The 26,482-nt window shown below is 43.4% G+C and carries 22 protein-coding genes and 1 riboswitch; of the genes, 5 read left to right on the top strand and 17 right to left on the bottom strand.

The annotated features are described in order from the left end of the window. Nucleotides 1–242 precede the first annotated feature (242 nt). From metF to PP181_RS13935, 11 genes are all read right to left on the bottom strand, one after another. Nucleotides 243–1,196, bottom strand: a complete 954-nt coding sequence (gene metF / locus PP181_RS13985) for a methylenetetrahydrofolate reductase [NAD(P)H] (protein ID WP_272637557.1) — start codon at nucleotides 1,194–1,196, stop codon at nucleotides 243–245. A 218-nt stretch (nucleotides 1,197–1,414) separates the two neighbouring features. After that, complete coding sequence (metH, locus tag PP181_RS13980) at nucleotides 1,415–4,111, bottom strand: methionine synthase (protein ID WP_272637556.1); 2,697 nt, start codon at nucleotides 4,109–4,111, stop codon at nucleotides 1,415–1,417. A 2-nt stretch (nucleotides 4,112–4,113) separates the two neighbouring features. Further along, nucleotides 4,114–5,118, bottom strand: a complete 1,005-nt coding sequence (locus PP181_RS13975) for a homocysteine S-methyltransferase family protein (protein ID WP_272637555.1) — start codon at nucleotides 5,116–5,118, stop codon at nucleotides 4,114–4,116. Nucleotides 5,119–5,211: 93 nt separating this feature from the next. After that, nucleotides 5,212–5,337, bottom strand: a riboswitch (SAM riboswitch). 139 nt (nucleotides 5,338–5,476) lie between these two features. Then, nucleotides 5,477–6,538, bottom strand: coding sequence for an NAD(P)/FAD-dependent oxidoreductase (locus tag PP181_RS13970; RefSeq protein ID WP_272637554.1), 1,062 nt, complete (start codon nucleotides 6,536–6,538; stop codon nucleotides 5,477–5,479). A gap of 59 nt (nucleotides 6,539–6,597) precedes the next feature. Continuing rightward, a complete protein-coding gene (gene cobA / locus PP181_RS13965; RefSeq protein ID WP_272637553.1) occupies nucleotides 6,598–7,434 on the bottom strand; it encodes a uroporphyrinogen-III C-methyltransferase in 837 nt (278 codons plus the stop codon). Next, nucleotides 7,435–9,525 (bottom strand): HEPN domain-containing protein, encoded by a 2,091-nt coding sequence (locus tag PP181_RS13960; RefSeq protein WP_272637552.1) that lies wholly within the window; start codon nucleotides 9,523–9,525, stop codon nucleotides 7,435–7,437. A gap of 109 nt (nucleotides 9,526–9,634) precedes the next feature. Beyond that, nucleotides 9,635–10,882: a sulfate adenylyltransferase subunit 1 gene (locus PP181_RS13955; RefSeq protein WP_154920565.1), complete on the bottom strand. Its 1,248-nt coding sequence runs from the start codon at nucleotides 10,880–10,882 to the stop codon at nucleotides 9,635–9,637. Between the two features lie 102 nt (nucleotides 10,883–10,984). Then, on the bottom strand, nucleotides 10,985–11,923 hold the full coding sequence (gene cysD, locus PP181_RS13950) for a sulfate adenylyltransferase subunit CysD (protein WP_138259300.1): 939 nt from the start codon (nucleotides 11,921–11,923) through the stop codon (nucleotides 10,985–10,987). A 9-nt stretch (nucleotides 11,924–11,932) separates the two neighbouring features. Beyond that, nucleotides 11,933–12,556, bottom strand: a complete 624-nt coding sequence (locus PP181_RS13945; RefSeq protein ID WP_272637551.1) for a phosphoadenosine phosphosulfate reductase domain-containing protein — start codon at nucleotides 12,554–12,556, stop codon at nucleotides 11,933–11,935. A gap of 7 nt (nucleotides 12,557–12,563) precedes the next feature. Next, entirely contained in the window at nucleotides 12,564–12,827 is a 264-nt protein-coding gene (locus tag PP181_RS13940) for a DUF2061 domain-containing protein (protein ID WP_094997718.1), read from the bottom strand. Between the two features lie 179 nt (nucleotides 12,828–13,006). Then, nucleotides 13,007–13,438 carry an RrF2 family transcriptional regulator gene (locus PP181_RS13935; protein WP_138259298.1) on the bottom strand — a complete coding sequence of 144 codons (432 nt, stop codon included), beginning with the start codon at nucleotides 13,436–13,438 and terminating at the stop codon, nucleotides 13,007–13,009. A gap of 224 nt (nucleotides 13,439–13,662) precedes the next feature. Between PP181_RS13935 and PP181_RS13930 the strand changes: the two genes are divergently transcribed. The 5 genes from PP181_RS13930 to PP181_RS13910 all read left to right on the top strand — a co-directional run bounded on the left by PP181_RS13930 (nucleotide 13,663) and on the right by PP181_RS13910 (nucleotide 21,637). Then, complete coding sequence (locus PP181_RS13930) at nucleotides 13,663–14,130, top strand: (2Fe-2S)-binding protein (protein WP_272637550.1); 468 nt, start codon at nucleotides 13,663–13,665, stop codon at nucleotides 14,128–14,130. 31 nt (nucleotides 14,131–14,161) lie between these two features. Next, on the top strand, nucleotides 14,162–16,393 hold the full coding sequence (locus PP181_RS13925; RefSeq protein ID WP_272637549.1) for a xanthine dehydrogenase family protein molybdopterin-binding subunit: 2,232 nt from the start codon (nucleotides 14,162–14,164) through the stop codon (nucleotides 16,391–16,393). Between the two features lie 222 nt (nucleotides 16,394–16,615). After that, nucleotides 16,616–17,083 (top strand): (2Fe-2S)-binding protein, encoded by a 468-nt coding sequence (locus PP181_RS13920; protein WP_272637548.1) that lies wholly within the window; start codon nucleotides 16,616–16,618, stop codon nucleotides 17,081–17,083. A gap of 5 nt (nucleotides 17,084–17,088) precedes the next feature. Next, nucleotides 17,089–19,359 (top strand): xanthine dehydrogenase family protein molybdopterin-binding subunit, encoded by a 2,271-nt coding sequence (locus PP181_RS13915; protein WP_272637547.1) that lies wholly within the window; start codon nucleotides 17,089–17,091, stop codon nucleotides 19,357–19,359. A gap of 31 nt (nucleotides 19,360–19,390) precedes the next feature. Further along, nucleotides 19,391–21,637, top strand: a complete 2,247-nt coding sequence (locus PP181_RS13910) for a xanthine dehydrogenase family protein molybdopterin-binding subunit (RefSeq protein ID WP_272637546.1) — start codon at nucleotides 19,391–19,393, stop codon at nucleotides 21,635–21,637. A 15-nt stretch (nucleotides 21,638–21,652) separates the two neighbouring features. On the opposite strand, the gene PP181_RS13905 is transcribed toward PP181_RS13910, so the two are convergent. The 6 genes from PP181_RS13905 to PP181_RS13880 all read right to left on the bottom strand — a co-directional run bounded on the left by PP181_RS13905 (nucleotide 21,653) and on the right by PP181_RS13880 (nucleotide 26,169). Then, complete coding sequence (locus PP181_RS13905) at nucleotides 21,653–22,159, bottom strand: GNAT family N-acetyltransferase (RefSeq protein WP_272637545.1); 507 nt, start codon at nucleotides 22,157–22,159, stop codon at nucleotides 21,653–21,655. A gap of 5 nt (nucleotides 22,160–22,164) precedes the next feature. Beyond that, the gene (locus tag PP181_RS13900) at nucleotides 22,165–23,433 is read right to left on the bottom strand and encodes an acetyl-CoA hydrolase/transferase family protein (protein WP_272637544.1); all 1,269 of its coding nucleotides are present in this window, start codon (nucleotides 23,431–23,433) and stop codon (nucleotides 22,165–22,167) included. A 109-nt stretch (nucleotides 23,434–23,542) separates the two neighbouring features. Continuing rightward, nucleotides 23,543–24,022: a hypothetical protein gene (locus PP181_RS13895; RefSeq protein ID WP_272637543.1), complete on the bottom strand. Its 480-nt coding sequence runs from the start codon at nucleotides 24,020–24,022 to the stop codon at nucleotides 23,543–23,545. A 91-nt stretch (nucleotides 24,023–24,113) separates the two neighbouring features. Further along, nucleotides 24,114–24,530 (bottom strand): YybH family protein, encoded by a 417-nt coding sequence (locus PP181_RS13890; protein ID WP_154920547.1) that lies wholly within the window; start codon nucleotides 24,528–24,530, stop codon nucleotides 24,114–24,116. A gap of 217 nt (nucleotides 24,531–24,747) precedes the next feature. Next, complete coding sequence (locus tag PP181_RS13885; RefSeq protein ID WP_272637542.1) at nucleotides 24,748–25,434, bottom strand: uracil-DNA glycosylase family protein; 687 nt, start codon at nucleotides 25,432–25,434, stop codon at nucleotides 24,748–24,750. Between the two features lie 216 nt (nucleotides 25,435–25,650). Next, entirely contained in the window at nucleotides 25,651–26,169 is a 519-nt protein-coding gene (locus PP181_RS13880; protein WP_272637541.1) for a YybH family protein, read from the bottom strand. Nucleotides 26,170–26,482 lie beyond the last annotated feature (313 nt).

Raw genomic sequence — 26,482 nt, 5'->3', positions numbered from 1 at the left:
GTAGTGAAGTTGGGGGATAGTTTTTGGTTGTTGGCAATTAGCAATTAGCAATTAGCAATTAGCAATTAGCAATTAGCAATTAGCAATTAGCAATTAGCAAAAAAACACTTTTCATTTTTCATTGTTCATTTTTCATTCTTCACTTTTCACTTTTAGCTTTTAGCTTTTAGCTTTTAGTTTTTAGTTTTTAGTTTTTAGCTCAAGTAACACTTTTGACTTTGACCATTTGGCGTCCAGCGAACCTAAAACACCTCTTTCGCTATGGCCTTGATATTGTCGGATTTTCCCATGGAATAGTAATGTAGTACAGGTACACCGGCCGACTTCAATTCCTTCGATTGCTGAATGGCCCATTCTATACCCACTTGTCGTACATCTTTGTTGTTTTGACAAGCTTCCACCGCATCAATTAAATCCTGGGGAATATCGATCCGAAACACCTGCGGCAACAATTGCAGATGTCTTTTTATGGCAATGGGCTTGATTCCCGGAATAATGGGCACGGTAATACCTATATTTTTGGCAGCTTCCACAAATTCAAAGAATTTTTGATTGTCGAAGAACATCTGTGTCACCACATAGTCCGCCCCGGCATCCACTTTTTCTTTGAGGCGTTTTAGATCGGACTGCAAAGAAGGAGCCTCCAAATGCTTTTCGGGATATCCGGCCACTCCAATACAGAAATCGGCATTATCATCAGAGTCAATGGTTTCATGCAAATATTCCCCACGACTCAGATTCCGTATTTGGGAAACCAATTCCTTGGCATAGCAATGGCCCCCTTCCGTAGGCACAAAATATCGTTCCTCTTTCATGGAATCCCCTCGGAGCGCCATAACGTTGTCAATGCCCAAATAATGACAGTCCACCAACACATATTCAGTTTCCTCCTTGGTAAAACCACCGCACAACAGATGCGGAACCGTATCCACATGATATTTGTGCTGGATGGAGGAACAAATCCCCACCGTACCGGGCCGCATACGGGTCACCTTTTTCTCCAAAAGTCCGCCTTTGTCTATATACACATACTCCTCCCTGGAGGTGGTCACATCGATAAATGGCGGTTTGAACTCCATCAGCGGATCTATATTATCATACAGTTCCTGAATGCTTTTGCCCTTCACGGGCGGTATCAGCTCGAATGAGAACAAGGTCTTACCCTTGGCTTGTTTTATATGTTCCGTTACTTTCATGGGCCTCTCCCCCGCCCTCTCCCAAGGAGAGGGAGCTTAATCGGGGACTCTATTTATAATTTTAAAATTTCAACCTTCCACAATTAACATGACCGATACTTTTATTCCCCCTTTGGGGGCTAGGTGGCCTTCGTTTTTTGGGCGTTCGGGCGGGCTTTCCGCTATATTTTTATAAATCTACAATTTATAAAAGATGCCGCTTCAATCCCTAACGCATATCAATCATCGGCAATATTTGGCGCGAGCCATTTTTTGGCCTTTTCCAAACTGATTCCTTTTCTTTGGGCAAAATCTGCTACTTGGTCTTCCTTAATTTTTCCCAGTCCAAAATATTTCGCTTCCGCATTGGCAAAATAATACCCTGAAACCGATGCTGCCGGCCACATGGCCAGACTGTCCGTTAGCTTTACCCCTATTCTTTCCTCTACTTGAAGTAATTCCCAAATGGTCAGTTTTTCCAAATGATCAGGACATGCTGGGTATCCCGGGGCCGGGCGTATTCCTTTGTACGATTCCTTGATCAATTCCTCATTACTTAAATTTTCATCCTTGGCATAGCCCCAATAGTTGATTCTCACCTCCTTATGCAAATATTCCGCAAAGGCCTCGGCCAAACGGTCCGCCAATGCCTTGACCATAATTGAACTGTAATCATCCAAATTCTTTTCAAATTCCGCAGCCAATTCAGCGGTACCAAAACCTGTGGAAACACAGAAAGTCCCAATATAATCCTGGACTCCGCTTTCCTTTGGTGCAATAAAATCGGCCAGGGCATAATCTGCAACGCCTTCCCTGCGCTGTAACTGTTGTCTTAGTGTCCTAAACTCATAGGTATTTCCATCATCAGGATTCCTGACCTCGATATCATCAGCATTTACGGTATTTGCCGGAAACAATCCAAATACAGCTTTTGCTTTTAGCTGTTTCTTGTCTAATATATCCTTGAGCATTTTTTGCGCATCAGAAAATAAATCTCTTGCTTGTTCCCCAACCACTTCGTCGGTCAATATATCGGGATATTTCCCATGCAATTCCCAACTTCTAAAGAAAGGGGTCCAATCAATATAGGAGACTAATTTATCCAGCTCTTGATTTTCTATCACCTGTATCCCCATCATATGAGGTTCCTTTATTTTAGCGTTGCCCCAGTCGATTTGAAACTTATTCTCACGGGCCTGCACTATGGTTTTATATTCCTTCTTTACGGAACGCTTTAAAAATTTGTCCCTAAAGTCATCATAGTCTTCCTTAATTCTCATTTTGTAAGCCGCCGAAGTTTCTTTCTGTAGAAGATCGCCAACGACAGTTACGGCCCTGGAAGCATCGTTTACATGGACCACGGCCTCCGTATATTGGGGATCAATTTTGACTGCGGTATGGGCCTTGCTCGTCGTTGCCCCTCCAATCAGTAATGGGATATTAAAATTGTTTCGTTGCATCTCCTTCGCAAGATGTACCATTTCATCCAAGGAAGGGGTGATCAATCCGCTCAGGCCTATGATATCCACATTATGGTTTATGGCTTCCTGTATTATTTTTTCCGGAGGTACCATTACCCCCAAATCAATAATCTCATAATTGTTACACGCCAGCACCACACTGACAATATTTTTTCCAATATCGTGGACATCCCCCTTCACGGTCGCCATCAATATTTTTCCATTACCTTCGGAGTCCCCTTCCTGCGGATTGGCCAATTTCTCCTCTTCAATATAGGGCAACAAATAGGCAACGGCTTTTTTCATGACCCGCGCCGATTTCACTACTTGGGGCAGGAACATTTTACCGCTCCCGAATAAATCCCCTACCACGTTCATCCCGGTCATCAAATGTCCTTCAATGACTTCAATAGGTTTGTCAGATGCCTTTCTGGCTTCTTCCACATCCACTTCAATATACTGATCGATTCCTTTGACCAATGCCCTTGTAATTCGTTCCTGCAAGGGTTCCTCTCTCCAAGAATTATCCACCTTGCTTTCCTTGGCCTTACCTACAACGGATTCCGAAAATTCCAGGAGCCGCTCCGTTGCATCTTCTCGACGGTTTAACATTACGTCCTCTACGTGCTCCAGAAGGTCCTTGGGAATATCGTCATATACCTCCAACATCGTTGGGTTTACGATACCCATGTTCATTCCGGCCTTTATCGCATGATACAAAAACACCGAATGCATGGCCTCCCGAACTGGATTATTACCACGAAATGAAAAAGAAACATTACTTACACCACCACTAACACTGCAATAGGGTAAGTTTTCCCTAACCCATTTCGTAGCTTTTATGAAATCGAGCGCATTCAATTTGTGTTCGTCCATCCCCGTAGCTACTGGAAATATATTCAGGTCAAAAATGATGTCCTCTGGAGGAAAGCCCACTTGGTTAACCAGAATATCGTAAGAACGTCGGGCGATTTCAATACGTCTTTCGTAATTGTCCGCCTGGCCAACTTCATCAAAAGCCATAACGATGACCGCAGCCCCATATCGCTTTATCAATTTGGCGTGATGTATGAATTCCGCTTCGCCCTCTTTTAGACTAATGGAATTAACAACACATTTACCTTGAACCACTTGCAGACCTGCTTCGATAATCTCCCACTTGGAACTATCGATCATGATGGGGACACGCGCAATATCTGGTTCGGCAATGACCAAATTCAAAAACTTGACCATGGCTGCTTTACCATCGATCAGTCCATCGTCCATGTTGATATCGATTATCTGGGCTCCTCCTTCTACCTGTTCCCTAGCAACATCCAATGCTTCCTCAAATTTTTCCTCTTTTATCAGTCGCAGAAATCTTTTGGAACCAGCTACGTTGGTCCTTTCTCCTACGTTAATAAAATTACTTTCTGGTGTCACCACTAAAGGTTCCAGACCGCTTAGTTTAAGGTATTTTTTTTGTTTGCTTTCCATATCTATACCTGCTCTACCATTAATGGCCTTGGCTTGTAATCCTTAACCAAATCAGCAATTGCTTTAATATGGGCGGGCGTAGTTCCACAACAACCCCCAATAATATTAATCAACCCTTTATCCAAATACTCCTTAATTTGACTCGCCATTTGTTCCGGATTTTGGTCGTATTCCCCAAAAGCATTGGGCAGTCCGGCATTGGGATGGGCCGAGATTCCGAACTCACTCTTCTTGGAAAGGACCTCTAAATGGGGCACTAAGTCCTTAGCTCCCAAGGCACAGTTGAGTCCTACAGTTAACAAAGGAATATGGGATACGCTAATAAGAAATGCCTCCGCGGTTTGACCCGTTAACGTTCTGCCAGATGCATCCGTAATGGTCCCGCTTATCATGATTGGAACGTCTATATTTCGTTCTTCCTTTACTTCTTCTATTGCAAATAAAGCGGCCTTACAATTTAAGGTGTCCGTTATGGTTTCTATCAACAAAACATCCACACCACCATCCAAAAGGGCTTCTACTTGTTGTTTATACGCTATGCGTAATTCCTCAAAAGTAATGGCCCTGTAACCTGAATCATTTACATCTGGGGACATACTGGCTGTTTTATTCGTAGGTCCCATACTACCCGCAACGAAACGTGGTTTTTCAGGTGTTTTCAACGTGTATTCTTCGGCAACTTTTTTAGCAATGACGGCCGATTCATAATTAAAATCATAGACAAAATCCTCCATCTCATAATCTGCCATGGCTATGGTGGTACTGGAAAAAGTATTGGTCTCAATGATATCCGCCCCAGCCTCTAAATACTTACGATGCACTTCGGCCAAGGCTTCAGGTTGTGTCAACGCCAACATATCGTTATTGCCTTTAACATCAATATGCCAATCCTTAAATCGTTCACCACGAAAATCCGCCTCTGTAAACTTATATCGCTGCAACATGGTGCCCATCGCACCATCCAATACCAAAATCCTTTTTTGAATTTCCTCTTTTATATTGCTCATTTCTGTTTCATATTGGACGTAATAACCTCCTATTTTAAATCATTTAAATGTAACGTAAGGAATCAAGAATAGGAATTTGGTCTAAGCCTTTTGGGGTTATCTTTCCCGATGGCATTCGGGATAGAACGTAGCACCTACTTACCTACTGACCAAATCAGACTAGACCAAGGGTTGCCAAGGCTTCAATGGGTCTATTCCCTCCACCTTTCTTGATAACAATACAGTTTTTAATAGAACTGGGGCAAAGTAACGGCTCTACCCGTTCAAAACCAAATAATCATTTTTGTAAAGACTTTTCCATATCAAAAAACCCTTCAATTAGTATTCTTGAAGGGTTCCTTAGTCGTTTCAAAAATTACTATGCTATACTTTGTACCACTTCTTTTTTAGCCTCTTTTTTGGAGCCATCAAATCCTTCTACCCCACCAACCGTAGTATATTTCATCACATATCGTTTGCCGGGATTGATGATTTGGTAAGCATACTGACACATTACCGCCGCTTCATGAAAACCGGAAAGAATCAATTTCAGCTTCCCCTCATAGATATTGACATCTCCAATGGCAAAAACTCCCGGTATATTCGTCTGATAGTCCTTGGCATTGTTAACCTTAATCGCATTTTTTTCGATTTCCAGTCCCCAATTTCCGATTGGACCCAATTTCGGTGAAAGTCCAAAAAGCGGAATAAAATTATCCACTTCTAGGTAGGTTTCACCCTTTTCGGCGTCGTTATGTTTGATGACAACGGCTTCCAACTTCTCATCGCCATATAATTTTTTAACCTCGGCTTCCGTGAATAATTTTATTTTACCCAATTTGGCCAATTCCGATGCTTTCTCAACAGAGTCCAAGGCTCCTCGAAATTCATTTCTACGGTGAACCAAGGATACCTCCGAAGCGACATCGGCCAAGAAAATGGCCCAGTCTAGGGCAGAATCTCCTCCACCGGCAATAACCACCTTTTTACCACGATAGACCTCCGGGTCCTTAACCATATAGGCCACGCCTTTATCCTCAAAATCCACAATATTGGAAATGGGAGGCTTTCTTGGCTCGAAAGAGCCCAAACCGCCTGCAATCACCACAACGGGTGCATGGTGCTGTGTACCTTTGTTCGTGGTAACTATATAGGAGCCATCTTCTTGTTTGTCCAAGGTTTCCGCCCGTTCTCCCAAGGTAAATCCGGCTTCAAATGGCTTTATCTGTTCCATAAGATTATCCACTAATGTACCCGCCAATATTTCCGGAAAAGCTGGAATATCATAAATCGGTTTTTTGGGATAAATCTCCGAGCACTGACCACCAGGCTGTGGCAATGCATCAATAAGATGGCATTTTAATTTTAGCAGTCCTGCTTCAAATACGGTAAATAATCCTGTTGGGCCTGCACCTATGATTACAATATCTGTTTTTATCATACTTCTTAATTAGGATTTAGTGGTTAGGAGTTAGCTGTTTAGGTAAAAAAATCTTTTATCTATTCACTTAGAACTTTTAACTCTTTACTATTTACATATCGTTTTTTTATTTCGATAAGCTTTTGCCGATGTCCAACCACTTCACCAATAATAATGATGGCAGGATTGGACAACCTATTCTTCTTTACTTCGTCTTCTATATTGGAGATAGTCCCTACCGCTATTTTCTCGTCTTTCCAAGTACCATTTTGGATAATGGCAATAGCTGTTTCGTCCTTCCCTTCCTTTTTAAAAAAAGAAACAATTTCGGGTAATTTGGACATTCCCATGAGAATGACAACCGTAGCATTACTTTTAGCTGCCAAGGCTACGTCTCCTGATAATTTATGCTGTTTTGTAGTTCCCGTAATGACCCAAAAACTCTCCGAAACCCCTCTTTTGGTAACTGGGATATTTTGGTAGGCCGGCACACTTAAACTGGACGAAATTCCAGGAACCATTGCCGTTTCCAGACCGTGGGAAGCTGCAAATTCCATTTCCTCCGCACCACGGCCGAAAACAAAGGGATCACCCCCTTTTAACCGGACTACGTGTCCGTGGGATTTTGCTCTGGAAACAATCAACTCATTTATTTGGTCCTGTTGATAGGTGTAACAACCTTTTCTTTTTCCAACGAATATCATTTCTGCCTTTGGGGCATATTGTAAAAGCTCTTCGTTAACAAGAGCATCATATAAAACTACATCAGCGCTTTGAAGGGCATTTATTGCCTTAACGGTAATCAATTCAGGGTCACCTGGTCCTGCTCCCACAACAGTTAACCTCCCCCCCGTTTGGAAGGGAGTGTTTACTGCCGCTGCGATTGTTTTTTGATTGGGTTGTTTGTTAAACTGCATTTAAACTTGCGCTAATTCTCGTTCCCTATACTTTTCAACGGTTTCTAAAAACAATCTTGCATTTTTCAAATAGGAAGTCGCAAATTCTTTCGTGGGTTCATTTTTGTTGATTTGCAAAACCATGTTCTCAAAACCACCCGAAACCTCGATTCTACCATTGGCAACAAACTTCTCATCGAAATCCTTGATAATACTGGCGTGGGTGTTCACTTTGGTATTTTCTGATATCAATAAGGCCTTGGCCGAATTGACCATTGAGGCATAGGCATAATAAATACTGGCAGCCCATTTTTCCTCCTCAAATTTCTCTTGGGCATTCTGAATTTTTTCCTCACTTTCAAAAAGTAAGGTGGCTATCAAATCAATGACTACCCCGGCACACTCTCCCACACCAATAGCCTTCTCATATCTTTCGGTATTTCCCCAATCAACAAAATCATCGGCAGTTAAATCATCGACATTGGATAAATGGGTCAAGAAATCGTAGAAATACATTTGTCCTTTTTCGGCATAATAATCGGGAAAGGATTTTCCATTGCCGTTAGCATCAAAATCGTCCAATATCAATCGTAAGGCTTCAGGTCCCCGCTTACTGGGCACTTTTACTACCTTATCCGCAAAACGTCCATTTCCATTTCCATCATTTCCACCTCCCAATAATACCTGTAAGGCAGGGGCCACCAATTTATCCTTAGTTCTAACGGACATTCCTTGAAAACCAATATTGGCCATATTGTGCTGTCCACAGGCGTTCATGCATCCGCTTATTTTAATGACCACATCTGGATTTTCAATATATTGTGGATATTCTGCTTTTATTACCCGTTCCAACTCCTCCGCTATTCCCGTACTACTCGCAATACCCAGATTGCAGGTATCCGTTCCGGGACAGGCGGTAATATCCAAGGCCTTATTATAACCGGCTTCAGCAAAGCCTAGTTTTTTTAGTTCCGCGAAGAAAAATGGAATGGCATCCTCTCTTACATAGGGAATCAATATATTTTGGCGCAAAGTCAACCGGAATTCACCCGCAGCATAGTTCTGTACCAAATCCGATAACAATCTGGCCTTTTCCGTATAAAAGTCTCCCAAAAGAACCTTAATTCCTATCGCCATAAAACCATCTTGTTTCTGTGGTAGGATGTTGGTAGACTTCCATTTTTCAAATTCCTTGATATCGTCAATTTCTACTTTTGGAGCTTCGAGCTCGGAAACTTTTATTTTAGGGTATTCCAAGGCATCAATGGGATAGGTTTTAAAGGGAATTGCCTTGCATTCTTCATCGATCAGTTTTCTAAAACCATCCAAGCCCACATCTTTTAATAAGAACTTCATTCTGGCTTTTGCCCTGCTTTTTCGTTCTCCAAAGCGGTCAAAAACACGGACCACTACTTCCATCAGAGGAATTATTTTATCCGAAGGCAAAAACTCATATAAAACATCTGCATGCCTCGGTTGTGACCCCAATCCCCCACCAAGCATCACTTTAAAACCTTTAATACCTTCTTTGATTTTGGCAATAAAACCAAGGTCGTGCATGTAGGAAAGTCCGGTATCTTCATCCGAAGCGGAAAAGGAAACCTTAAACTTTCGTCCCATTTCCTGACTCACGGGATTTCTCAAAAAATATTGAAAAAGGGCGTGGGCATAGGGCGATACATCAAAAGGCTCGTTTATATCGATGCCTGCGGTTTCACTGGCCGTTACATTGCGTACCGTATTACCACAGGCTTCCCTGAGGGTAATATCATCCTTTTCCAATTCCGCCCAGAGTTCAGGAGTCCTGTTCAAATCCACATAATGAATTTGGATATCCTGTCTGGTCGTAATATGGAGCCTACCTCTGGAATACTCGTCCGAAACCTCACAAATACGATGCAATTGTTTAGATGTTACCTTTCCGTAAGGCAACTTAATCCTGATCATCTGAACCCCTGGTTGACGCTGTCCATAAACTCCCCTGGCCAAGCGAAGACTTCGAAATTTCTCCTCATCCAACTTACCGCCTTGGAACTCATGAATCTTTCGTTCCAACTCTAGGATGTCCTTTTCAACAATCGGATTTTCTATTTCTGTTCTAAAACTTTGCATTGCTATTTTTTATATGATCTTGACCTGCTGCTTTTATAATAATATAAATCCTATCGGATTAATATGTTTTAATTTAAAATTATATTCAACATTTAATTCAGGATTACGACTAACTTATAAACCCAGCTCCTACCGTATTATTTGATTGTGTATCGATGAGAATAAAGGAACCATTGGTCCTATGATTTTTGAACTTATCGTAAAAAATAGGTTTGTTTAACCTAAAACTCACCTCCGCAATATCGTTCATACCCAACGACTGGGCTTCGGCATCCACTCCGGAATAATCCGGTGCAATTTTATGATGCACCTGATCAACCTTGGCCAATACCTTATTGACCCCATGCTGAACCACATATTTGTTCCCTGCCGCCAACGGCTTGGAATCCATCCAGGAAATGGTAGCTGTAAATTGCTTTTCTATGGTTGGGAGGTCATTGGCCTTGACCAACATATCACCCCGGCTCAGATTAATTTCGTCTTCCAACGTAATGGTCACAGATGACCTTCTGGAAGCAGTTTTATATTTTTTATCGTAAACATAAATGTCCTTGATTTTAGACCTTGTCTGTGAAGGTAGGGCGACCACCTCATCACCCACACTCAACTCACCTCCATAGACCTTACCTGCAAAGCCCCTAAAATCATGATGCTCCTCTGTTTTTGGACGGATAACATACTGCACGGGAAAACGAGGCGTGCCCACATTGGAAACCGCTGCAAGATCCAAAGCTTCCAAATGCTCCAATAAAGTTTCCCCCTTATACCAAGGTGTATTTTCGGATTTATTTACGACATTATCACCCTTAAGGGCACTGACCGGAACAAACGTGATTTTTTGATCGGCATAATCCCGTTTCTCCATCAGTTTTTCAAAATCGGCCTTAATTTCATTGTATCGTTCCTCTGAAAAATCGACGAGATCCATTTTATTGATGGCCACCACTACTTCCTTTATACGTAGAAGATTATTGATGAAAAAATGCCTGTTGGTTTGTTCAATAACCCCTTTACGAGCATCGATCAAAATAATGGCCGCTTGCGAGGTAGAGGCACCCGTTACCATGTTTCGGGTATATTCCACATGTCCTGGGGTATCGGCAATAATGTAGCTTTTCTTCGCAGTGGAAAAATAGATATGGGCTACATCTATGGTAATTCCCTGTTCTCTTTCAGCCACTAAACCATCCGTAGCCAAGGAAAAATCCAAATAATCGTATCCTTTTTGCTTACTGGTCCTTTCTATGGCTTCGAGTTTATCCGAAGTCAAGGATTTGGTATCGTAAAGTATCCTTCCAATCAAGGTACTTTTACCATCATCCACACTACCTGCCGTTGCTATTTTTAGTACTTCCATTTTTATACGGTTAGCCATAAGGTTTTAGCTGCTGGCCATTAATTATTATTTGATTTATATCCGATAGCTAATAGCCAACGGCAGAATTTTCAAAAGAAAATTCTAAAAGTATCCTTGTTGTTTTCTTTTTTCCATAGCCGCTTCGGAACGTTTGTCGTCTATACGGGCACCTCGTTCTGAAATAGAAGAATCCCTAATTTCGGCTACCACCTTATCTATACTAATGGCATCCGAAAGAACGGCCGCCGTACAGGACATATCACCTACCGTTCTAAAACGGACCATCCGTTCTTCCACGACCTCATCCTCGTCCCTGAATACAATTCCATCTTCGGCCGACCATATCATACCGTCCCTAAGAAAGGTCTTGCGCTTATGTGCAAAATAGATGGAAGGAATCTCTATTCCTTCATCCTTTATATAGGACCAAACATCCAGCTCCGTCCAGTTGGAAATAGGGAACACGCGTACGTTCTGACCCAACTCGATCTGACCGTTCAACATATCGAACAATTCCGGTCTTTGGTTTCTTTCGTCCCATTGTCCAAAATCGTCACGAACAGAAAATATCCTTTCCTTGGCCCTTGCTTTTTCCTCATCCCTACGGGCACCTCCAATACAAGCATCGAACTTAAACTCTTCAATAGCATCCAACAGCGTCGTTGTCTGCAAACTGTTTCTACTGGAATATCTTCCAGACTCTTCCTTGACCTTTCCTTGGTCAATGGAGTCCTGGACATTTCTAACAATAAGTTCCAATCCCAGTTCCTTAACCAAACGATCTCTAAATTCTATGGTCTCGGGAAAATTATGTCCGGTATCAATATGCATCAAGGGAAAAGGAATTTTAGCGGGCCAGAAGGCCTTTTGGGCCAACCTTACCAAAGTAATCGAGTCCTTTCCTCCCGAAAACAATAAAACCGGTTTTTCAAATTGTGCCGCTACCTCCCTCAAAATATAAATGGCCTCATTTTCTAGGGCATTGATATGGGCGGTATTCTCACCGATTTCAACTGGTACTTCCAATTCTTTTACTTCCATAGGTATTCTTTATGTATGTAATCCGCACTCCCTATTGGCCAAAACCTTGGTGGGATCAAAATAGTTATGTTCATTGGGAAGATCGAACTTCCTTAAATAGGTGTCTAATTGGGTATCATTGTAATGATAGAAAGGACTCACTTTTAGCACCCCGTCCTTGCTCAAACTTAATATATCCAAACTATCACGCAAAGCTGTCTGACCTTTGCGCAAGTTCGTAAACCAAACATCTGGTTTAAAGTCGGCCATGGCCCTGGCGAAAGGTTCCAATTTCACTTGCTTGGTAAATTCCTCATGTCGTGGATCATCTATTTGTGGAATTCCCATTATGGCATCCCTATGGGCAGAGGTCTGTCTCGGAACATATAATTTGATGTTCAATTGTAACCTTTCAATTAGCTCCTCCGCGTGTTTATAAGTCTTTGGGGTATTGTATCCCGTATCGCACCAAATCACAGGAATGTCCTGACTTACTTGCGATACCGCATGTAAAATAGCGACTTCATAAGGCCGAAAATTGGTAGTAACCACTGGGGTATTACCGTGTTTCACGGCCCAAGAGATTATTTCCTCTGGTGGTATACCCTTGAATTGGGCGTTCAATTGTTGAATTTGAGATGTTGAAAATACCATACCTTTTTTATTTGCCCCATTTTATTAAGTTCCACAACCTTTCATGAAAAAAATAGAGAATCATTTTCGTGACAAAATCTATTGACGCTATGGATGCCGCAATTGAAATCTTACCTGTAAGGATGTATGAAATAACAAGTGTGTCCAGAGTTCCTATGATACGCCAGCTAAATGCCTTGGCAATACTTCGTATAGGCTTTTCGGATTTTTTATCCTCCGCGTAGGTCGTTTTTGTGGTTTTCTTATCTAAAACAAGTTGATCTGCAATCATCTTAAATTGTAAATTTTATTACCCTACTTATCTAGTAGAGTTTTCAAAAATAGAATTTAATTTTTACCTATCACCAATGAAATCCTTAAAATTTATAATTACCCTATAGAATTAGTAGATTATTAACAAAACAGGGGTGAAATTGAGATATTTCCAACAAGAGGTTTAGATGGGCAAACTTATTTCTCGTCTTTGGGTTGATTGCAAAGAATATCCTGTAAGGTATTGTTTCGGTATACCGCCAAGGCACTGTCCCTAACTTGGAGCATCAATTTGTGGACGGAGCATGTCCTTTCGTCCGGGCAATCGTCACAGCTTTCGTAAAAATTAAGGCTTACACAAGGTACCATGGCAATAGGCCCTTCCAGTACCCGCATAACATCGGTCATATATATTTGGTCTGGGTCCTTCAAGAGGTAATATCCACCACCCTTACCTTTTTTGGAACTCAAAAATCCAGATTTACGTAGGCTTAGGAGAATACTTTCCAAAAACTTTTGGGATATATTCTCATGCTCCGCTATTTCGGAAATCTGGACGGGTTTTCGATTTTTTTGGTTTCCCAAATACGCAAGGGCCTTTAATCCGTATTTTGTCTTCTTGGAAAGCATATTTCAAAGATAATTAAAATTAAGGTTGAGAAATTTGGTGTAGCGATTTAGTCGATATAAACGTAAACTGAAATAACACTGATAGCCAGTTACGTGTGAGTTCAGTTAACAGACTCTTTCTATGGCCAATATCAAAATAAAAAAATGTTAATCTAAGACAATACTTGTTCCATTACATATAAATATTTAGTAACTTGATGCATCCGATTCAAAACAAACTCACTATGTCAAAATTCAGCTTAAAGATAAATGGAAAGACCCTAGAGGTCGATGTAGACGATAGCACACCCATGTTATGGGTGCTCAGGGACCATCTTAAATTGGTGGGAACAAAATATGGTTGCGGCATTGCCCAGTGTGGTGCCTGCACCGTTCACTTGGGAGATAACGCGATTCGTTCGTGCCAATTACCTGTTTCCTCTGTTGGCGACCAAGAAATTACAACCATAGAAGGACTTTCTGAAAACGGCGATCATCCAGTACAAAAAGCATGGCTAGAGATAGATGTTCCACAATGTGGCTACTGTCAAGCCGGTCAAATCATGAGTGCAACGGCCCTACTAAAGCGAAATCCTTCCCCCAGCGATGAAGAAATAGAAACGGCTATGAACGGAAACATTTGTAGATGTGGAACTTATGTACGCATCAAGAAAGCCATAAAAATGGCAGTCTCAGAGACTCAGAATGCATGACTCGTACAAAGCACCAAAAAAATCAAAAAAAATGACACTCGTAAAAACAAAAATAGGAAGACGATCTTTTATAAGAACTTCGGCACTTGCCGGTGGTGGTATGATGGTGGGTTTTAGTTGGCTCGCCTCTTGTAAAATGACCCCCGAAGAAGTGAACAGCCTTCCAAAAGAATGGTTTGACATCAATGGTTTTCTAAAAATTGGTGATAATGGATTGGTAACAATCATGTCTCCCAATCCAGAAATCGGACAGAACGTAAAAACGGCCATGCCTATGATTGTGGCCGATGAATTGGACGTAGATTGGAAAAACGTCATTGTGGAACAGGCGCCGCTAAATTTGGATGTTTTCCAGAGACAGTTGGCCGGCGGAAGCCAATCCATCCGAGCAGGATGGGAAGGGTTGCGTATGGCTGGTGCTACAGCGAGAAAAATGTTGAGACAGGCTGCTGCCAAAGCTTGGGAGGTCCCCTTGGAAGAGGTGACCACATCCAACGGAACGCTCTACCACAAAGCTAGCAACAAATCGGCCGGTTATGGTGAAATGGCATCTGCAGCGGTGGGTGTAGCTTCTCCCAATGACCCACCAGAAAATATTGAAGTTCCGGAAGAAGTTGAGTTAAAGGACATAAATGATTTTACGATAATAGGTACGGACAGATTAAATGTTGACGGACCAAAAATAGTTACAGGAAAACCATTGTTCGGAATCGATGTCCAAGAGGAAGGTATGCTTACAGCCATGATAGTGCATCCTGAGGCTTTTGGGCAAACCTTTAAATCAATGGATGCCGAATCAATCAAATCCATGCCGGGAATTATAGATGTTTTCCCTGTTGATGTATATCCAGAAGGGGTTGAAAAACAGTGGTCCGATGGAGGTGGAATACCACAACTAGTTGCAATTGTGGGTGAAAGTACGTGGCAGTGCATGCAGGCCAAAAAAGCTTTAAAAGTGGAATGGGAAAGCCCATCTAACTTGGAAAGTACCGAAAGCTATGAGGACGATTTAGCAAAATTGTTGGATGCTCCCGCAAAAGAACCAGCTCGTAGCGATGGGGATTTTAACAAGGCCATTAAAGGTGCGGCCAAAGTCATCGAGCGAACCTATAGTGCTCCATTTTTGGCCCACAATACAATGGAGCCCATGAACTTTTTTGCCAACGTAACTGCGGATAAGGCCGAAGTCAAAGGTCCTATACAGACTCCTGAGTTTTTGGAAAAGACCTTATCCTCTGTGTTAGGATTGCCCATTGATAAAATAGATGTTGGCATGACTCGTATGGGTGGTGGATTTGGACGTAGGCTCTACGGACACTTTGGTGTAGAGGCAGCCGTTATTTCCAAAAAAGTACAGGCTCCGATCAAATTGGTGTATACCCGAGAGGACGACATGACCCAAGGAACCTACCGCCCTGCCTACAAAGTGAGGTTCAAGGCAGGATTGGACAAGGATAACAATCTAATAGCTTGGTCCGTCAAGGGAGTTGGAACTAATGATGATTTAGTTTTTGAAAATAGATTCCCTGCGGGAGCGGTAGATAATTATTTAGCTGAAAAGACAAGCCTACAGACCAAAATTACGACAGGGGCATGGAGAGCACCTAGGTCTAACTTTATGGCCGGTGCAGAGCAGTCCTTTATGGACGAGGTAGCCGAATTGGCCGGTAAAGACCCTATCGAATTCCGTTTGGAATTGTTCGACAGGGCGATAAAAGACCCTGTTGGACCACCTGAGAAAAATGATTACGATCCCGAACGCTATGCCGGTGTTTTAAAATTAGTTAAGGAAAAAGCCAATTGGGACGGTTTGGATAATGGTAAAGCCAGGGGAGTATCCGCCTATTTCTGCCACAATTCCTATGTAGCCCAAGTATTGGATCTTACCATGGACGGTAACAAACCTATGGTAGAAAAGGTTGTTTGTGCCGTGGATTGTGGAATCGTAATCAATCCAATCAGTGCCAAAAATCAGATTGAAGGGGGTATCATAGACGGTATTGGACATGCTACTTATTCTCAAATGACCTTTGAGAACGGGGTTCCGCAGCAGCAGAACTTCGACTCCTATCATTTAATTAGAAATAGCGAGGCGCCCAAACAGATAGAGTCCTATTTTGTGGATAACGGTATAGACCCTACCGGACTTGGAGAACCTTCGTTGCCACCTGTTATCGGGGCATTGGCGAATGCCATGTATAAGGCTACCGGAAAACGCGTCTACAATCAACCCTTTATTCTTGAAAAGGAAATAGTGGGATAGTATATTGCTTAGCCTATAATTGCTAGGTATTACCGTTACGACCCCACGGCCGTAAATTTGAAAAGTGTTATCGAAGTTTTTTTCGGTAACACTTTTTTAATTCCACGCCAACCAAAGCTAAAAGTCATATAACCTACTTTATTTTGAAGTTCCCTACCTTAGTTTTCCCTTTGTATATCAATATTTTGTAATTTCAACAAGAACAACAACTTATCAAAAATTATGGCAGCATTCTCATTAAAAATCAACGGAACACAACATGAAATCGATGTTGACCCAACAACACCCATGCTTTGGGTCCTTCGAGATCATTTAAACATGGTTGGAACCAAATACGGTTGCGGTATTGCACAATGCGGTGCCTGTACGGTACACTTGGGCGACAACGCCGTTCGATCTTGTCAGCTACCGGTATCATCCGTGGGAGACCAAGAAATTACCACGATAGAAGGGCTTTCAGAAAATGGGGACCATCCGGTTCAAGAAGCTTGGCTTGAAGTGGACGTTCCTCAGTGCGGTTATTGCCAGGCAGGTCAGATTATGACGGCTTCCGCCCTACTGAAGAAAAACCCAAATCCATCGGACACCGAAATTGAAAATGCCATGAATGGAAATATATGCCGATGTGGAACATATACCAGAATTAGAAAAGCCATAAAAATGGCTGCCAACACTAACCAAAATTCATAAAACAGATGACCCATATCAAAACAAAACTAGGAAGACGTGCATTTATAAAAAACACCAGTCTTGCGGGAGGTGGACTGGTACTAGGATTTAGTTGGCTAAATTCCTGTAAACCTAAGGGTTCGGATGCCGTGGCGATGGAATTGGAAATGCCAAAGGAATGGTATGAAATCAATGGATATTTAAAAATTGGGGATAATGGGGTCGTTACCATTATGTCCCCCAATCCAGAAATTGGACAAAACGTTCGGACCTCGATGCCCATGATCGTTGCGGACGAACTGGAGGTTGACTGGAAAAATGTGGTCGTTGAGCAAGCACCCTTAAATACAAATCTGTATAGTTGGCAGGTTGCCGGCGGCAGTAGATCGATAAGCAGTTCTTGGCAAAACCTACGTATGGCGGGAGCCACCGCCAGACAGATGCTTAAAAATGCAGCGGCACAGGCGTGGCAGGTGCCCGCTGGAGAAATTGCCGCTATTGCAGGTGTTCTTTCACACGAAGCAAGCGGCAATTCCGTCGGATATGGCGAAATGGCTTCTGCTGCGGCGAGCTTGGAAGTGCCCGAAGAAATAGAATTAAAGGAGATTGCAGATTTTTCCATTATCGGAACATCACGTAAAAATGTGGATGGCAAAAAAATAGTAACGGGCCAACCCCTATTTGGATTGGACGTACAGCGGGAAGGTATGTTGATCGCCTCATTGGTTCATCCGCCTGCCTTTGGCATGAAACTAAAATCCTTTGATGCGGAGTCTGCCAAGCAGATGCCAGGAATTCATGATATTTTTTCCATCAAACTATACGATGAAGATTACAAAAAAAATACCTTTCACTTTACGGCCTTCAATGAGTTGATCGCTGTGGTAGGGGAAAGCACTTGGCAGGTATTTCAGGCCAAGAAAGCTTTGAATATCGAATGGGAAAACGCTTCCGATATTACAGAAACCGTAACCATGTTCGGCAATGATATGGAAGTTAACTTTCCCGCCGGTATGGAAGATTCGGAGACCCATACCACCAAATTAAAGGAATTGGTGACTTCCAAAGGAAAGGTAACACGCAAAGATGGCGATCCTGAAACCGCCTTTAAAAATGCCGCCAAAATTATTGAGCGGAGTTATAGTTGTCCGTTTTTGGCACACAATACCATGGAACCCATGAATTTCTTTGCACATGTAACGGAAGACCATGCGGAGTTATTAGGTCCTACACAAACCCCAGAATGGATGGAACCCGCCGTTTCCGAAGTTTTAGGATTACCCTTGGAAAGCATTGATATTCAAATGACGCGACAAGGAGGTGGTTTTGGTAGGAGGCTTTATGGCCACTTTATGGTGGAGGCCGCCTTGATATCCAAAAAAATGAAAGCTCCCGTGAAATTGGTCTATAGTCGGGAAGATGATATGACGCAAGGGATTTATCGCCCAGCGTATTATGCCACCTATCGTGCGGCCTTGGACGCAGATAATAAATTGATAGCCTTTCATGTAAAGGGCGGGGGAATTCCGGAAAGCCCAGTATTCGCCAATCGATTCCCTGCCGGAGCCATTGACAATTATTTAGCTGAAGACTTTACCCTTAATTCCAACATTACCACCGGTGCATTTAGAGCGCCACGCTCCAATTTTATCGCCGGGGCGGAACAGTCCTTTTTGGATGAACTGGCCGAGGAAATGGGCAAGGATCCCATCGATTTCAGATTGGAACTACTAAAACGAGCCCAAGAGAACCCGGTCGGGGAAAAGGAATCCAACGATTATGACGCGGCCCGATATGCAGGGGTGCTGGAATTGGTAAAAGAAAAAGCGAATTGGGGCCAATCCGAAGCGGGAGTTCACAGTGGGGTTTCAGCCTATTTCTGCCACGACAGTTACGTTGCCCAGGTATTGGATATGGTCCTGGAAAATAACAAACCCGTCGTTCAAAAAGTTACGGCTGCCATCGATTGTGGTATTGTGGTAAACCCCGATGCGGCATCGAACCTATCCGAAGGGGGAGCTATTGACGGAATTGGCCATGCTATGTATAGTGGCCTTACCTTTAAGGACGGTGCTCCAGAACAGAACAACTTTGACCGGTATCGATTGATTCGGCATAGCGAAGCACCAAAATCCATTGAAACGCACTTTGTGAAAAATGACATAGACCCAACAGGCATGGGTGAACCGCCATTTCCTCCCGTTATGGGGGCCTTGGCGAATGCATTGTATAAGGCTACGGGCAGAAGACATTATCATCAACCCTTTATAACGGACAAACCGCCATTAGTAGGATAATGCTCAAAACGAATCTAAAATATCAGAATAAGTGACCACCGTTAAAACTAAAATTGGACGTCGATCATTTATAAAAAGTAGTGCCTTGGCCGGTGGTGGAATGGTACTGGGCTTTAGCTGGTTAGCATCCTGCAAAATGTCAGCGGAAGAAGTGAACCAACTACCAAAGGAATGGTTTAAAATCAACGGATATTTAAGAATAGCGGACAATGGTCAGGTGACCATTCTATCACCTAATCCGGAGGGAGGTCAAAATGTAAAGACCTCCATGCCCATGATTGTTGCGGATGAGCTGGGCGTGGATTGGAAGGATGTAATCGTGGAGCAGGCACCCTTGGATACGGCGGCCTTTACACTTCAATTTTTGGGTGGAAGCCAATCCATTCGCAGGGGTTGGGAAGGGCTGCGTATGGCCGGTGCCTCCGCTAAGGCCATGTTGATTGCTGCGGCGGCCCAAGATTGGCAAGTACCATCAGAAGAAATCAGTGCACGTAATGGCATTTTAACACATACCGAAAGTGACAAAAGTGCTTCCTATGGCGAAATGGCATCCGCTGCGGCAACTATGAATGTGCCCGAAGAAGTGCAATTAAAGGAAATCAAGGATTTCACCATTATTGGTACATCCCAAAAAAATGTGGACGGCCACAAAATCGTTACGGGTAAACCTTTATTTGGAGTAGACACCTATAAAGAGGGCATGCTGACCGCCATGATCGTAACGCCCCCGGCATTTGGGCTCAAACTAAAATCTATTGACGACAGCGAGGCAAAAAACATGCCCGGTATCCAATCCATCTTTACCATCAAGGTATTTAATGACGACTATGAGAAAGCCTTCTTCGATACGCGAACGTTCAACGAGGTTGCGGTCATTGTGGGCAATTCCACATGGGAAGTCATGAATGCAAAAAAAGCCTTGAAAATAGATTGCGAACCCATTGAAGGTATTACGGAGACCCGAAACCGCTTTGGCAGAAAATGGGAGGAATACACCCCGGGCGGACTGGAAAGCACAGCCAAACACTATGCGGAGATGGAAGCCATCGCTTCCAAAAAAGCGACGGTGAAACGTAGGGACGGCCATCCTGAAAATGCCTTTAAAAATGCGGCCAAGGTTTTGGAGGCCACCTACACGGCACCTTTCTTGGCGCACAATTGCATGGAGCCCATGAACTTTTTTGCCGATGTTTCCGATAATAAAGCCTTGCTCATTGGTCCGTTGCAAAAACCTGAACTAACGGAACAGACCCTTTCGGCCCGATTGGGCATACCCATTGAAAATATAGAGATACAGATGACCCGTTTGGGCGGTGGGTATGGCCGAAGGTCCTATGCACATTGGCTCGTGGAGGCGGCCCTTATTTCCCAGAAAATGAAGGCCCCCGTAAAATTGGTGTATTCCCGCGAGGACGATATGACCAATGGTATTTACCGACCCTCCTACAGGGCCACCTATCGGGCGGCGCTGGATGCCAATAACAACCTCATCGGCTTTCATGTAAAGACGGGTGGAATTCCTCAGAGTCCCCTGCATGAAAACCGCTTTCCCGCCGGAGCCGTTGAGAATTACTTGGCGGAAGATTGGACCATCGACACCAACCTGACCGTAGGTTCCTTTAGGGCACCCAGCTCCAATTTTATCGCCTGTGCAGAACAGTCCTTCCTGGATGAAGTGGCCGAAGCCACTGGTAAGGACCCCATAGACTTTAGGTTGGAACTATTGGAACGCGCCCAGCACAATCCCGTTGGGGAAAATAATGATTATGAGGCCCACCGCTATGCCGGCGTATTGAAACTCGTAAAGGAAAAGTCCAATTGGTCCAATAGGGATAGCGTGGCGCGAGGCGTGGCCGCCTATTTCTGCCATAATTCCTATGCGGCCCAGGTATTGGACCTGACGTGGGAAAACAATGAACCGGTCGTTCAAAAGGTAACCTGCGCAATCGATTGTGGAATCGTGGTCAACCCGGATGCCGCAACGAATCTGGCCGAGGGCGGTATCGTGGACGGGATAGGCAATGCACTCTACGGCGAAATTTCCTTTAAGGACGGTGTGCCGGACCAACAAAATTTTGATACCTACCGCATGATCCGCATGCGCGAGGCGCCCAAGGAAATCGATGTGCACTTTGTGGAAAGTGACATCCATCCCACGGGATTGGGGGAACCTTCCTTCCCTCCTATTTTTGCCGCCTTGGCGAATGCCATGTACAAGGCGACGGGAAAACGCTCGTACAAACAGCCCTTTTTAAAGGAACGGGAACTGCTGGGGTAATTCGTGGATTACTTCCTAGGGATTGGAAAACAATAGAAAAGGAGTTTCTTTGTTCGAAGGCTGCACGGTGCCGATTTCCGAAAAACCCAGTTTTGACAGTAGTCTTTGGGAGCGTACATTATCGGATGTTGTCACCGCCAGCACTTTTGGGAAGTTCAGTGCCGATACACCATAGTCCATGACGGAGCGGCACGCTTCCAACATATAGCCAAAGCCTTCAAATTGGGGTAATTGGGCAAAGCCGATATCGGGTGCATCGAGATAATCCCTTTTTAAAAATCCGCAGATACCCAAAGGCGCATTGGTATCCTTTACCGAAACCATCCAAAGTCCGAAGCCACGCTCCCTATATGATGCCAACAAGCTATATTCTATATACGCCGCCGCATCGGTCAATGAGATTATGCCGCGATCGCCAATATGTTCCAACCAGGTGGGACTGTTCAAAAGTTCATAAATGAAATCGGCATCGGCTAGGGTAGCCTCCTGGATGTGGAGTCTTTCGGTTTCGATTGGTATCATGTAAATCAACTTCTAAAACGCTCATAAGCTGCGCGTTCCAGTTCCTCCCTGTGGTCCGGATGTGCAATTGCTATAGGCGACTTTGCACGTTCCTTCAGGTTTTTCCCGAAGAGATTGGTGGTACCATATTCCGTCACTACATAATGTACATGGGCGCGGGTGGTCGTAACGCCTGCACCTTGTTTTAAATAGGGTGTTATTTTGGATATTCCCTTTGCGGTAACCGATGGCATGGCAAATATAGGTTTCCCCCCTTTGGACAAGGAAGCGCCCCTAATGAAATCCATTTGTCCCCCTACCCCGGAAAATTGTCGGTTTCCTATGGTATCGGCGCAAATCTGTCCGGTCAAATCGATTTCAATGGCACCATTGATGGCCGTTACTTTTGGGTTTTTTCGGATAATCGCCGTATCGTTGGTATACGCCGCTTCCTTAAAATGTACCAATGGATTGTCGTCCACAAAATCATATAGTTTTTGGGAGCCTACGGCAAAACAGGTGACGATCTTGCCCGTTTTTACTTTCTTTTTTTCACCTGTAACCACGCCCTTTTCGATCAGGGGCAAAATACCGTCCGTAAACATTTCCGTTTGGATGCCCAGATGTTTGTGGTTCCCCAAATTGTTGAGCACAGCGTTGGGAATACTCCCTATGCCCATTTGCAGGGTAGCCCCATCCTCGATGAGTGCGGCCACATGTTTTCCAATTTCAGCTTCCACAGGGGAAACCTCGGTGACCCCATGAATATGTATGGGACTTTCCACCTCAATGGCACAATCGATGTCTTTGATATGGATAATACCGTCGCCATGGGTCCTGGGTACGAAAGGGTTTATCTGGGCGATTACCTTTTTGGCCGTTTCAATGGCCGGGAGGGCTACATCGACCGAAACTCCAAGAGTACAATAACCATGTACATCCGGGGGGGAAACCTGCACGATCGCCACATCCAAGGGCAAAATTCCTTGACGGAACAGCAGATGGATTTCGCTCAAAAAAATAGGGATATAATCGCCCAAGCTGCTGTTTACAGCGCTTCGCACATTGCGAACCACAAAACAACTGTTCATCTTAAAACTTTGGCTGTAGGGTTCCACGGTATATTTGGCATCCCCTTCCGTATGGATGGAAATGATCTCAACGTCTTTAAGTTCCAGGTACCTATCGCACAGGGCGTCGATAAGAGCATTGGGTGTCATGGCGGCACCTTGGATAAAGACTCGGTCACCTGATTTTACATTACCAACGGCTTCTTCCTTACTTACTATGTTCATGAATTCTGTTTTAAGGGCTCAAAGATGGCCCCGATACAGCGATTAAAACATGAGGAAATCATGCTTTGAAGAATTACCGGTTTGGGTTAAAACCTAATAAAATAATGCTTTAGTTTCGAACAAAGACGATTGCATTCAATCTGTCATTGTAATAAATAAAAAGCTGACCATTTTTAATTTCAAACTCTTGTGCTGCACTTATGTTGTACAAGGATGTCCATTCCGGTTCAGTGGCAAGCGTAGAAGCAATGAAACCAATGGTCAGTTCGCCATTACTTTTCGCCGTATAACTTCCAGCATAGGAGTTGCTTACTGAGGTCCCAGATAATGTTCCTTTTCCATTTCCATCAGGCTCACCGAATGTTGCAGTGATTTCACCATCGTTAACTTCTGGCCAAGTGGGATTATCTTCCTTGGTAATTTTAAGGTCGCCGTCAGTAATAAAGTACGCAACCGTCCAACTGCCTACCGGTGCATCGGAACTGTTGTCATCGTCTTTGGAACAACCTAAGAAAAATATAAATGAAAGAAAAATAATGATGTGGTTCTTTAAAAAATAGCGGATTGGCATCTTAATGGTTCTTTTCAATTTAGATGTACTTTTCTTTAAATGGTTGCGTCAGAGTTCTATGGAAACAAAGATTCTTTATGCAATTGTCCCATCTATATTTTTTTCCAATTTAAAGCTCCAGGACAGCAGTAAGGTCTGAAGAACTTACCGGGGCCGAAATATGTTGGTGGACTACCTTCCAACCGCCATTTTCCGTGGTAAAACCGACCGAAATCCTATTGATCATTTCCCGCAAGACCCTTCCATCCGGTGCAATAGCCTTGAAGGAAATGTACCCACTGGCAAATCCAAGGGTGTCCGATTCATGAAGCCTGATACGGTCAAAATCCACTTGAACCCTTTCCTCACCAAGAGAACCCAACCAATGCTCCATTTCTGGAATCCAATCCGTCAATGAACCATAAAAACCTTGGTCCCACATATCAAAGGCCACTATTTCTGGGCTATATAGGTTTATCAATGCCTTGGCGTCCTTCTGCCAAACGGCATCCTTATAAATGGTGAAAAAGTTCTTGATTTCGGTCATAGTTTTCTATGGATTGAATTTCGCATTCTAAGATCAAGATACGTCTTCCAAAGCAGATAAACATGCAGTGACCACCACTATAAATGAATAAAATACGTAAGCAGAAAGGTTATACCAGTTCTGGTTTGGAAAGAGGCCAAAATTAGCACCGTTGCCATCTTCTGCGCCGAATCTGTTGGGAATAAAATTAACACAATTAATGCTAAAAAATAAGGAACTAGGCCCCTAATCCCCTCAAATACTGCTCAATATAGGCCTCCTTTTGTTTGAGTTTATACTGAACGATGTACCTTGGATGGTCAAAGACCACAAAAGAATCGAACAGCTTGGCCTCATCATTGATCTTCTTGAAAAATTCGGCATTCTTCTTTCCCAGAATGTAGCAAACCGAGGTATCGATACCAAAGGCGATCTGTTCCTTTAGGGTGGTGATGATAAAATCCTTGGTGGCTTCAAACAGTTCCGGGTAATCGTAATAATTGCAATTGACCCAATTCCCTTTTTTGTTCTTTTCAATGAATCCCAACGGGCAGATGGAATTGATGTAATAGTGGCTATAAAATTTTTCACTACCGCCATAGGCCCTGATCATATCGTAGACAAAGACCGAAGACGGCTCATGCGTCTGGATGGCTTCCGTTTCTATGCCACAATCCTCCGCCAGGCGTTTGGTGTCCGTAAAGGGAATGCCCGTGGCCCCGGCTCCCAGCCTACCCGGGTTGATTCCCAAGACGATACGTCGAGACAGAGTATCCCTAAAAAATTGGGTATAGAATTGCTCCAATATGTGGAGTACCGCTTCATTTTCCGAAAAGGGGTTCATCACCTGGATGTTTTCCCCCAGGGGCGCGTCAAAGCATAGATATTTATGAAAGGAGATTACTTTCTCCGCAAACGTGGTCATGTTAGGATGATTTTAGCCGACAAACTACAAAACGATCCGCAGTTCCCCAAAGCGACTCGGAATTTGAGATTTTAGTCTGCCTAAAAAAATTGAAAATACCCGTGGAACAATTATTTCCATAATTCAAAACCATGGCCTACGAACCAGTAGTTACCTTGTTTCTTTATTAATGGTCTCTTTTAAGACCATACGATTGGAATCGTGAGGGAGCGAGAGCTATTGGCTGAGGATAGAATCCGTTGCCTGCATGGGCATGGGTACGGAACTTACCGGGGCATCCCACAGAACCTTCCAATCATCATCGATTTTTTCCCAAAGCACCACATAATTCCCCATGTCCTCCATGGCCGGAAAGGGAGAATTCTCGTTAGGACTAAAGGTCAGGGAATAGGAGCCGTATTCCGTAGCTAAATCACCACTGGCTTTTACCTTTTCGGTGTTCAGGTCAAATTCCCAAGTACCGAATTGCATGTTCTGCTTCCAAGCCGCTTTATAATTTTCATTCCCAATGATAGCCGGTTGGTTGGGCGGTAACTGGATACAATCCTCGGCAAAATGGGTCGCCGCCGAGTCGATCATTCCCTCCGCATACAACTTTTCTATTTCGGCGTTCTTCGCCATGATGATTTCCTTGATTTCCTCCGAATATTCTTTTCCAGATTGCATTTCCATTTCTTGGGATTCCTTACAACTCCAGCATAGGGAAATTACAAATAAAACAATTATTGAGTGCACGCATTGATTTTTCATAATTAAGATGGTATTTTTATAAACGGTTACTGCAACTTTCAAAAACTTTCCGAACGGGTAAACGATCAAGTTATGCCCGTCCTTAAACGTAGTCTGCGTTTTATGGGTTCATAAAAAATAATAGGGGAAGTCATTGAATATAGGTTTTTTGTCAAAAAAAGTAACTATTTACCGTAAAAAAAAGAAAACTATAGGCTGTGGTTCAGGCCTTTGGTGATTTCCAGACGCACTTTCCTCACCATTCCCGGCCCCTCAAAATGAATGGCAAGACACTTTTATCACTACGAGTGAAATCGCA

Source organism: Maribacter sp. PR66, assembly GCF_028464205.1.
GTDB classification, from domain to species: domain Bacteria; phylum Bacteroidota; class Bacteroidia; order Flavobacteriales; family Flavobacteriaceae; genus Maribacter; species Maribacter flavus.
The sequence above is the reverse complement of the archived record's forward strand: the minus strand, read 5'-3'. Positions and strand labels throughout refer to the sequence as shown.

What these genes read in the sequence shown, in the direction of transcription:
- metH (WP_272637556.1), bottom strand. Translation starts at nt 4,111, where the DNA reads ATGGAAAGCAAACAAAAAAAATACCTTAAACTAAGCGGTCTGGAACCT.
- PP181_RS13920 (WP_272637548.1), top strand. Translation starts at nt 16,616, where the DNA reads ATGGCAGCATTCTCATTAAAAATCAACGGAACACAACATGAAATCGAT.
- PP181_RS13955 (WP_154920565.1), bottom strand. Translation starts at nt 10,882, where the DNA reads ATGGAAGTACTAAAAATAGCAACGGCAGGTAGTGTGGATGATGGTAAA.
- PP181_RS13975 (WP_272637555.1), bottom strand. Translation starts at nt 5,118, where the DNA reads ATGAGCAATATAAAAGAGGAAATTCAAAAAAGGATTTTGGTATTGGAT.
- PP181_RS13940 (WP_094997718.1), bottom strand. Translation starts at nt 12,827, where the DNA reads ATGATTGCAGATCAACTTGTTTTAGATAAGAAAACCACAAAAACGACC.
- metF (WP_272637557.1), bottom strand. Translation starts at nt 1,196, where the DNA reads ATGAAAGTAACGGAACATATAAAACAAGCCAAGGGTAAGACCTTGTTC.
- PP181_RS13900 (WP_272637544.1), bottom strand. Translation starts at nt 23,433, where the DNA reads ATGAACATAGTAAGTAAGGAAGAAGCCGTTGGTAATGTAAAATCAGGT.
- PP181_RS13925 (WP_272637549.1), top strand. Translation starts at nt 14,162, where the DNA reads ATGACACTCGTAAAAACAAAAATAGGAAGACGATCTTTTATAAGAACT.
- PP181_RS13885 (WP_272637542.1), bottom strand. Translation starts at nt 25,434, where the DNA reads ATGACCACGTTTGCGGAGAAAGTAATCTCCTTTCATAAATATCTATGC.
- PP181_RS13930 (WP_272637550.1), top strand. Translation starts at nt 13,663, where the DNA reads ATGTCAAAATTCAGCTTAAAGATAAATGGAAAGACCCTAGAGGTCGAT.
- PP181_RS13970 (WP_272637554.1), bottom strand. Translation starts at nt 6,538, where the DNA reads ATGATAAAAACAGATATTGTAATCATAGGTGCAGGCCCAACAGGATTA.
- PP181_RS13915 (WP_272637547.1), top strand. Translation starts at nt 17,089, where the DNA reads ATGACCCATATCAAAACAAAACTAGGAAGACGTGCATTTATAAAAAAC.
- PP181_RS13890 (WP_154920547.1), bottom strand. Translation starts at nt 24,530, where the DNA reads ATGACCGAAATCAAGAACTTTTTCACCATTTATAAGGATGCCGTTTGG.
- PP181_RS13905 (WP_272637545.1), bottom strand. Translation starts at nt 22,159, where the DNA reads ATGATACCAATCGAAACCGAAAGACTCCACATCCAGGAGGCTACCCTA.
- PP181_RS13935 (WP_138259298.1), bottom strand. Translation starts at nt 13,438, where the DNA reads ATGCTTTCCAAGAAGACAAAATACGGATTAAAGGCCCTTGCGTATTTG.
- PP181_RS13960 (WP_272637552.1), bottom strand. Translation starts at nt 9,525, where the DNA reads ATGCAAAGTTTTAGAACAGAAATAGAAAATCCGATTGTTGAAAAGGAC.
- cysD (WP_138259300.1), bottom strand. Translation starts at nt 11,923, where the DNA reads ATGGAAGTAAAAGAATTGGAAGTACCAGTTGAAATCGGTGAGAATACC.
- cobA (WP_272637553.1), bottom strand. Translation starts at nt 7,434, where the DNA reads ATGCAGTTTAACAAACAACCCAATCAAAAAACAATCGCAGCGGCAGTA.
- PP181_RS13945 (WP_272637551.1), bottom strand. Translation starts at nt 12,556, where the DNA reads ATGGTATTTTCAACATCTCAAATTCAACAATTGAACGCCCAATTCAAG.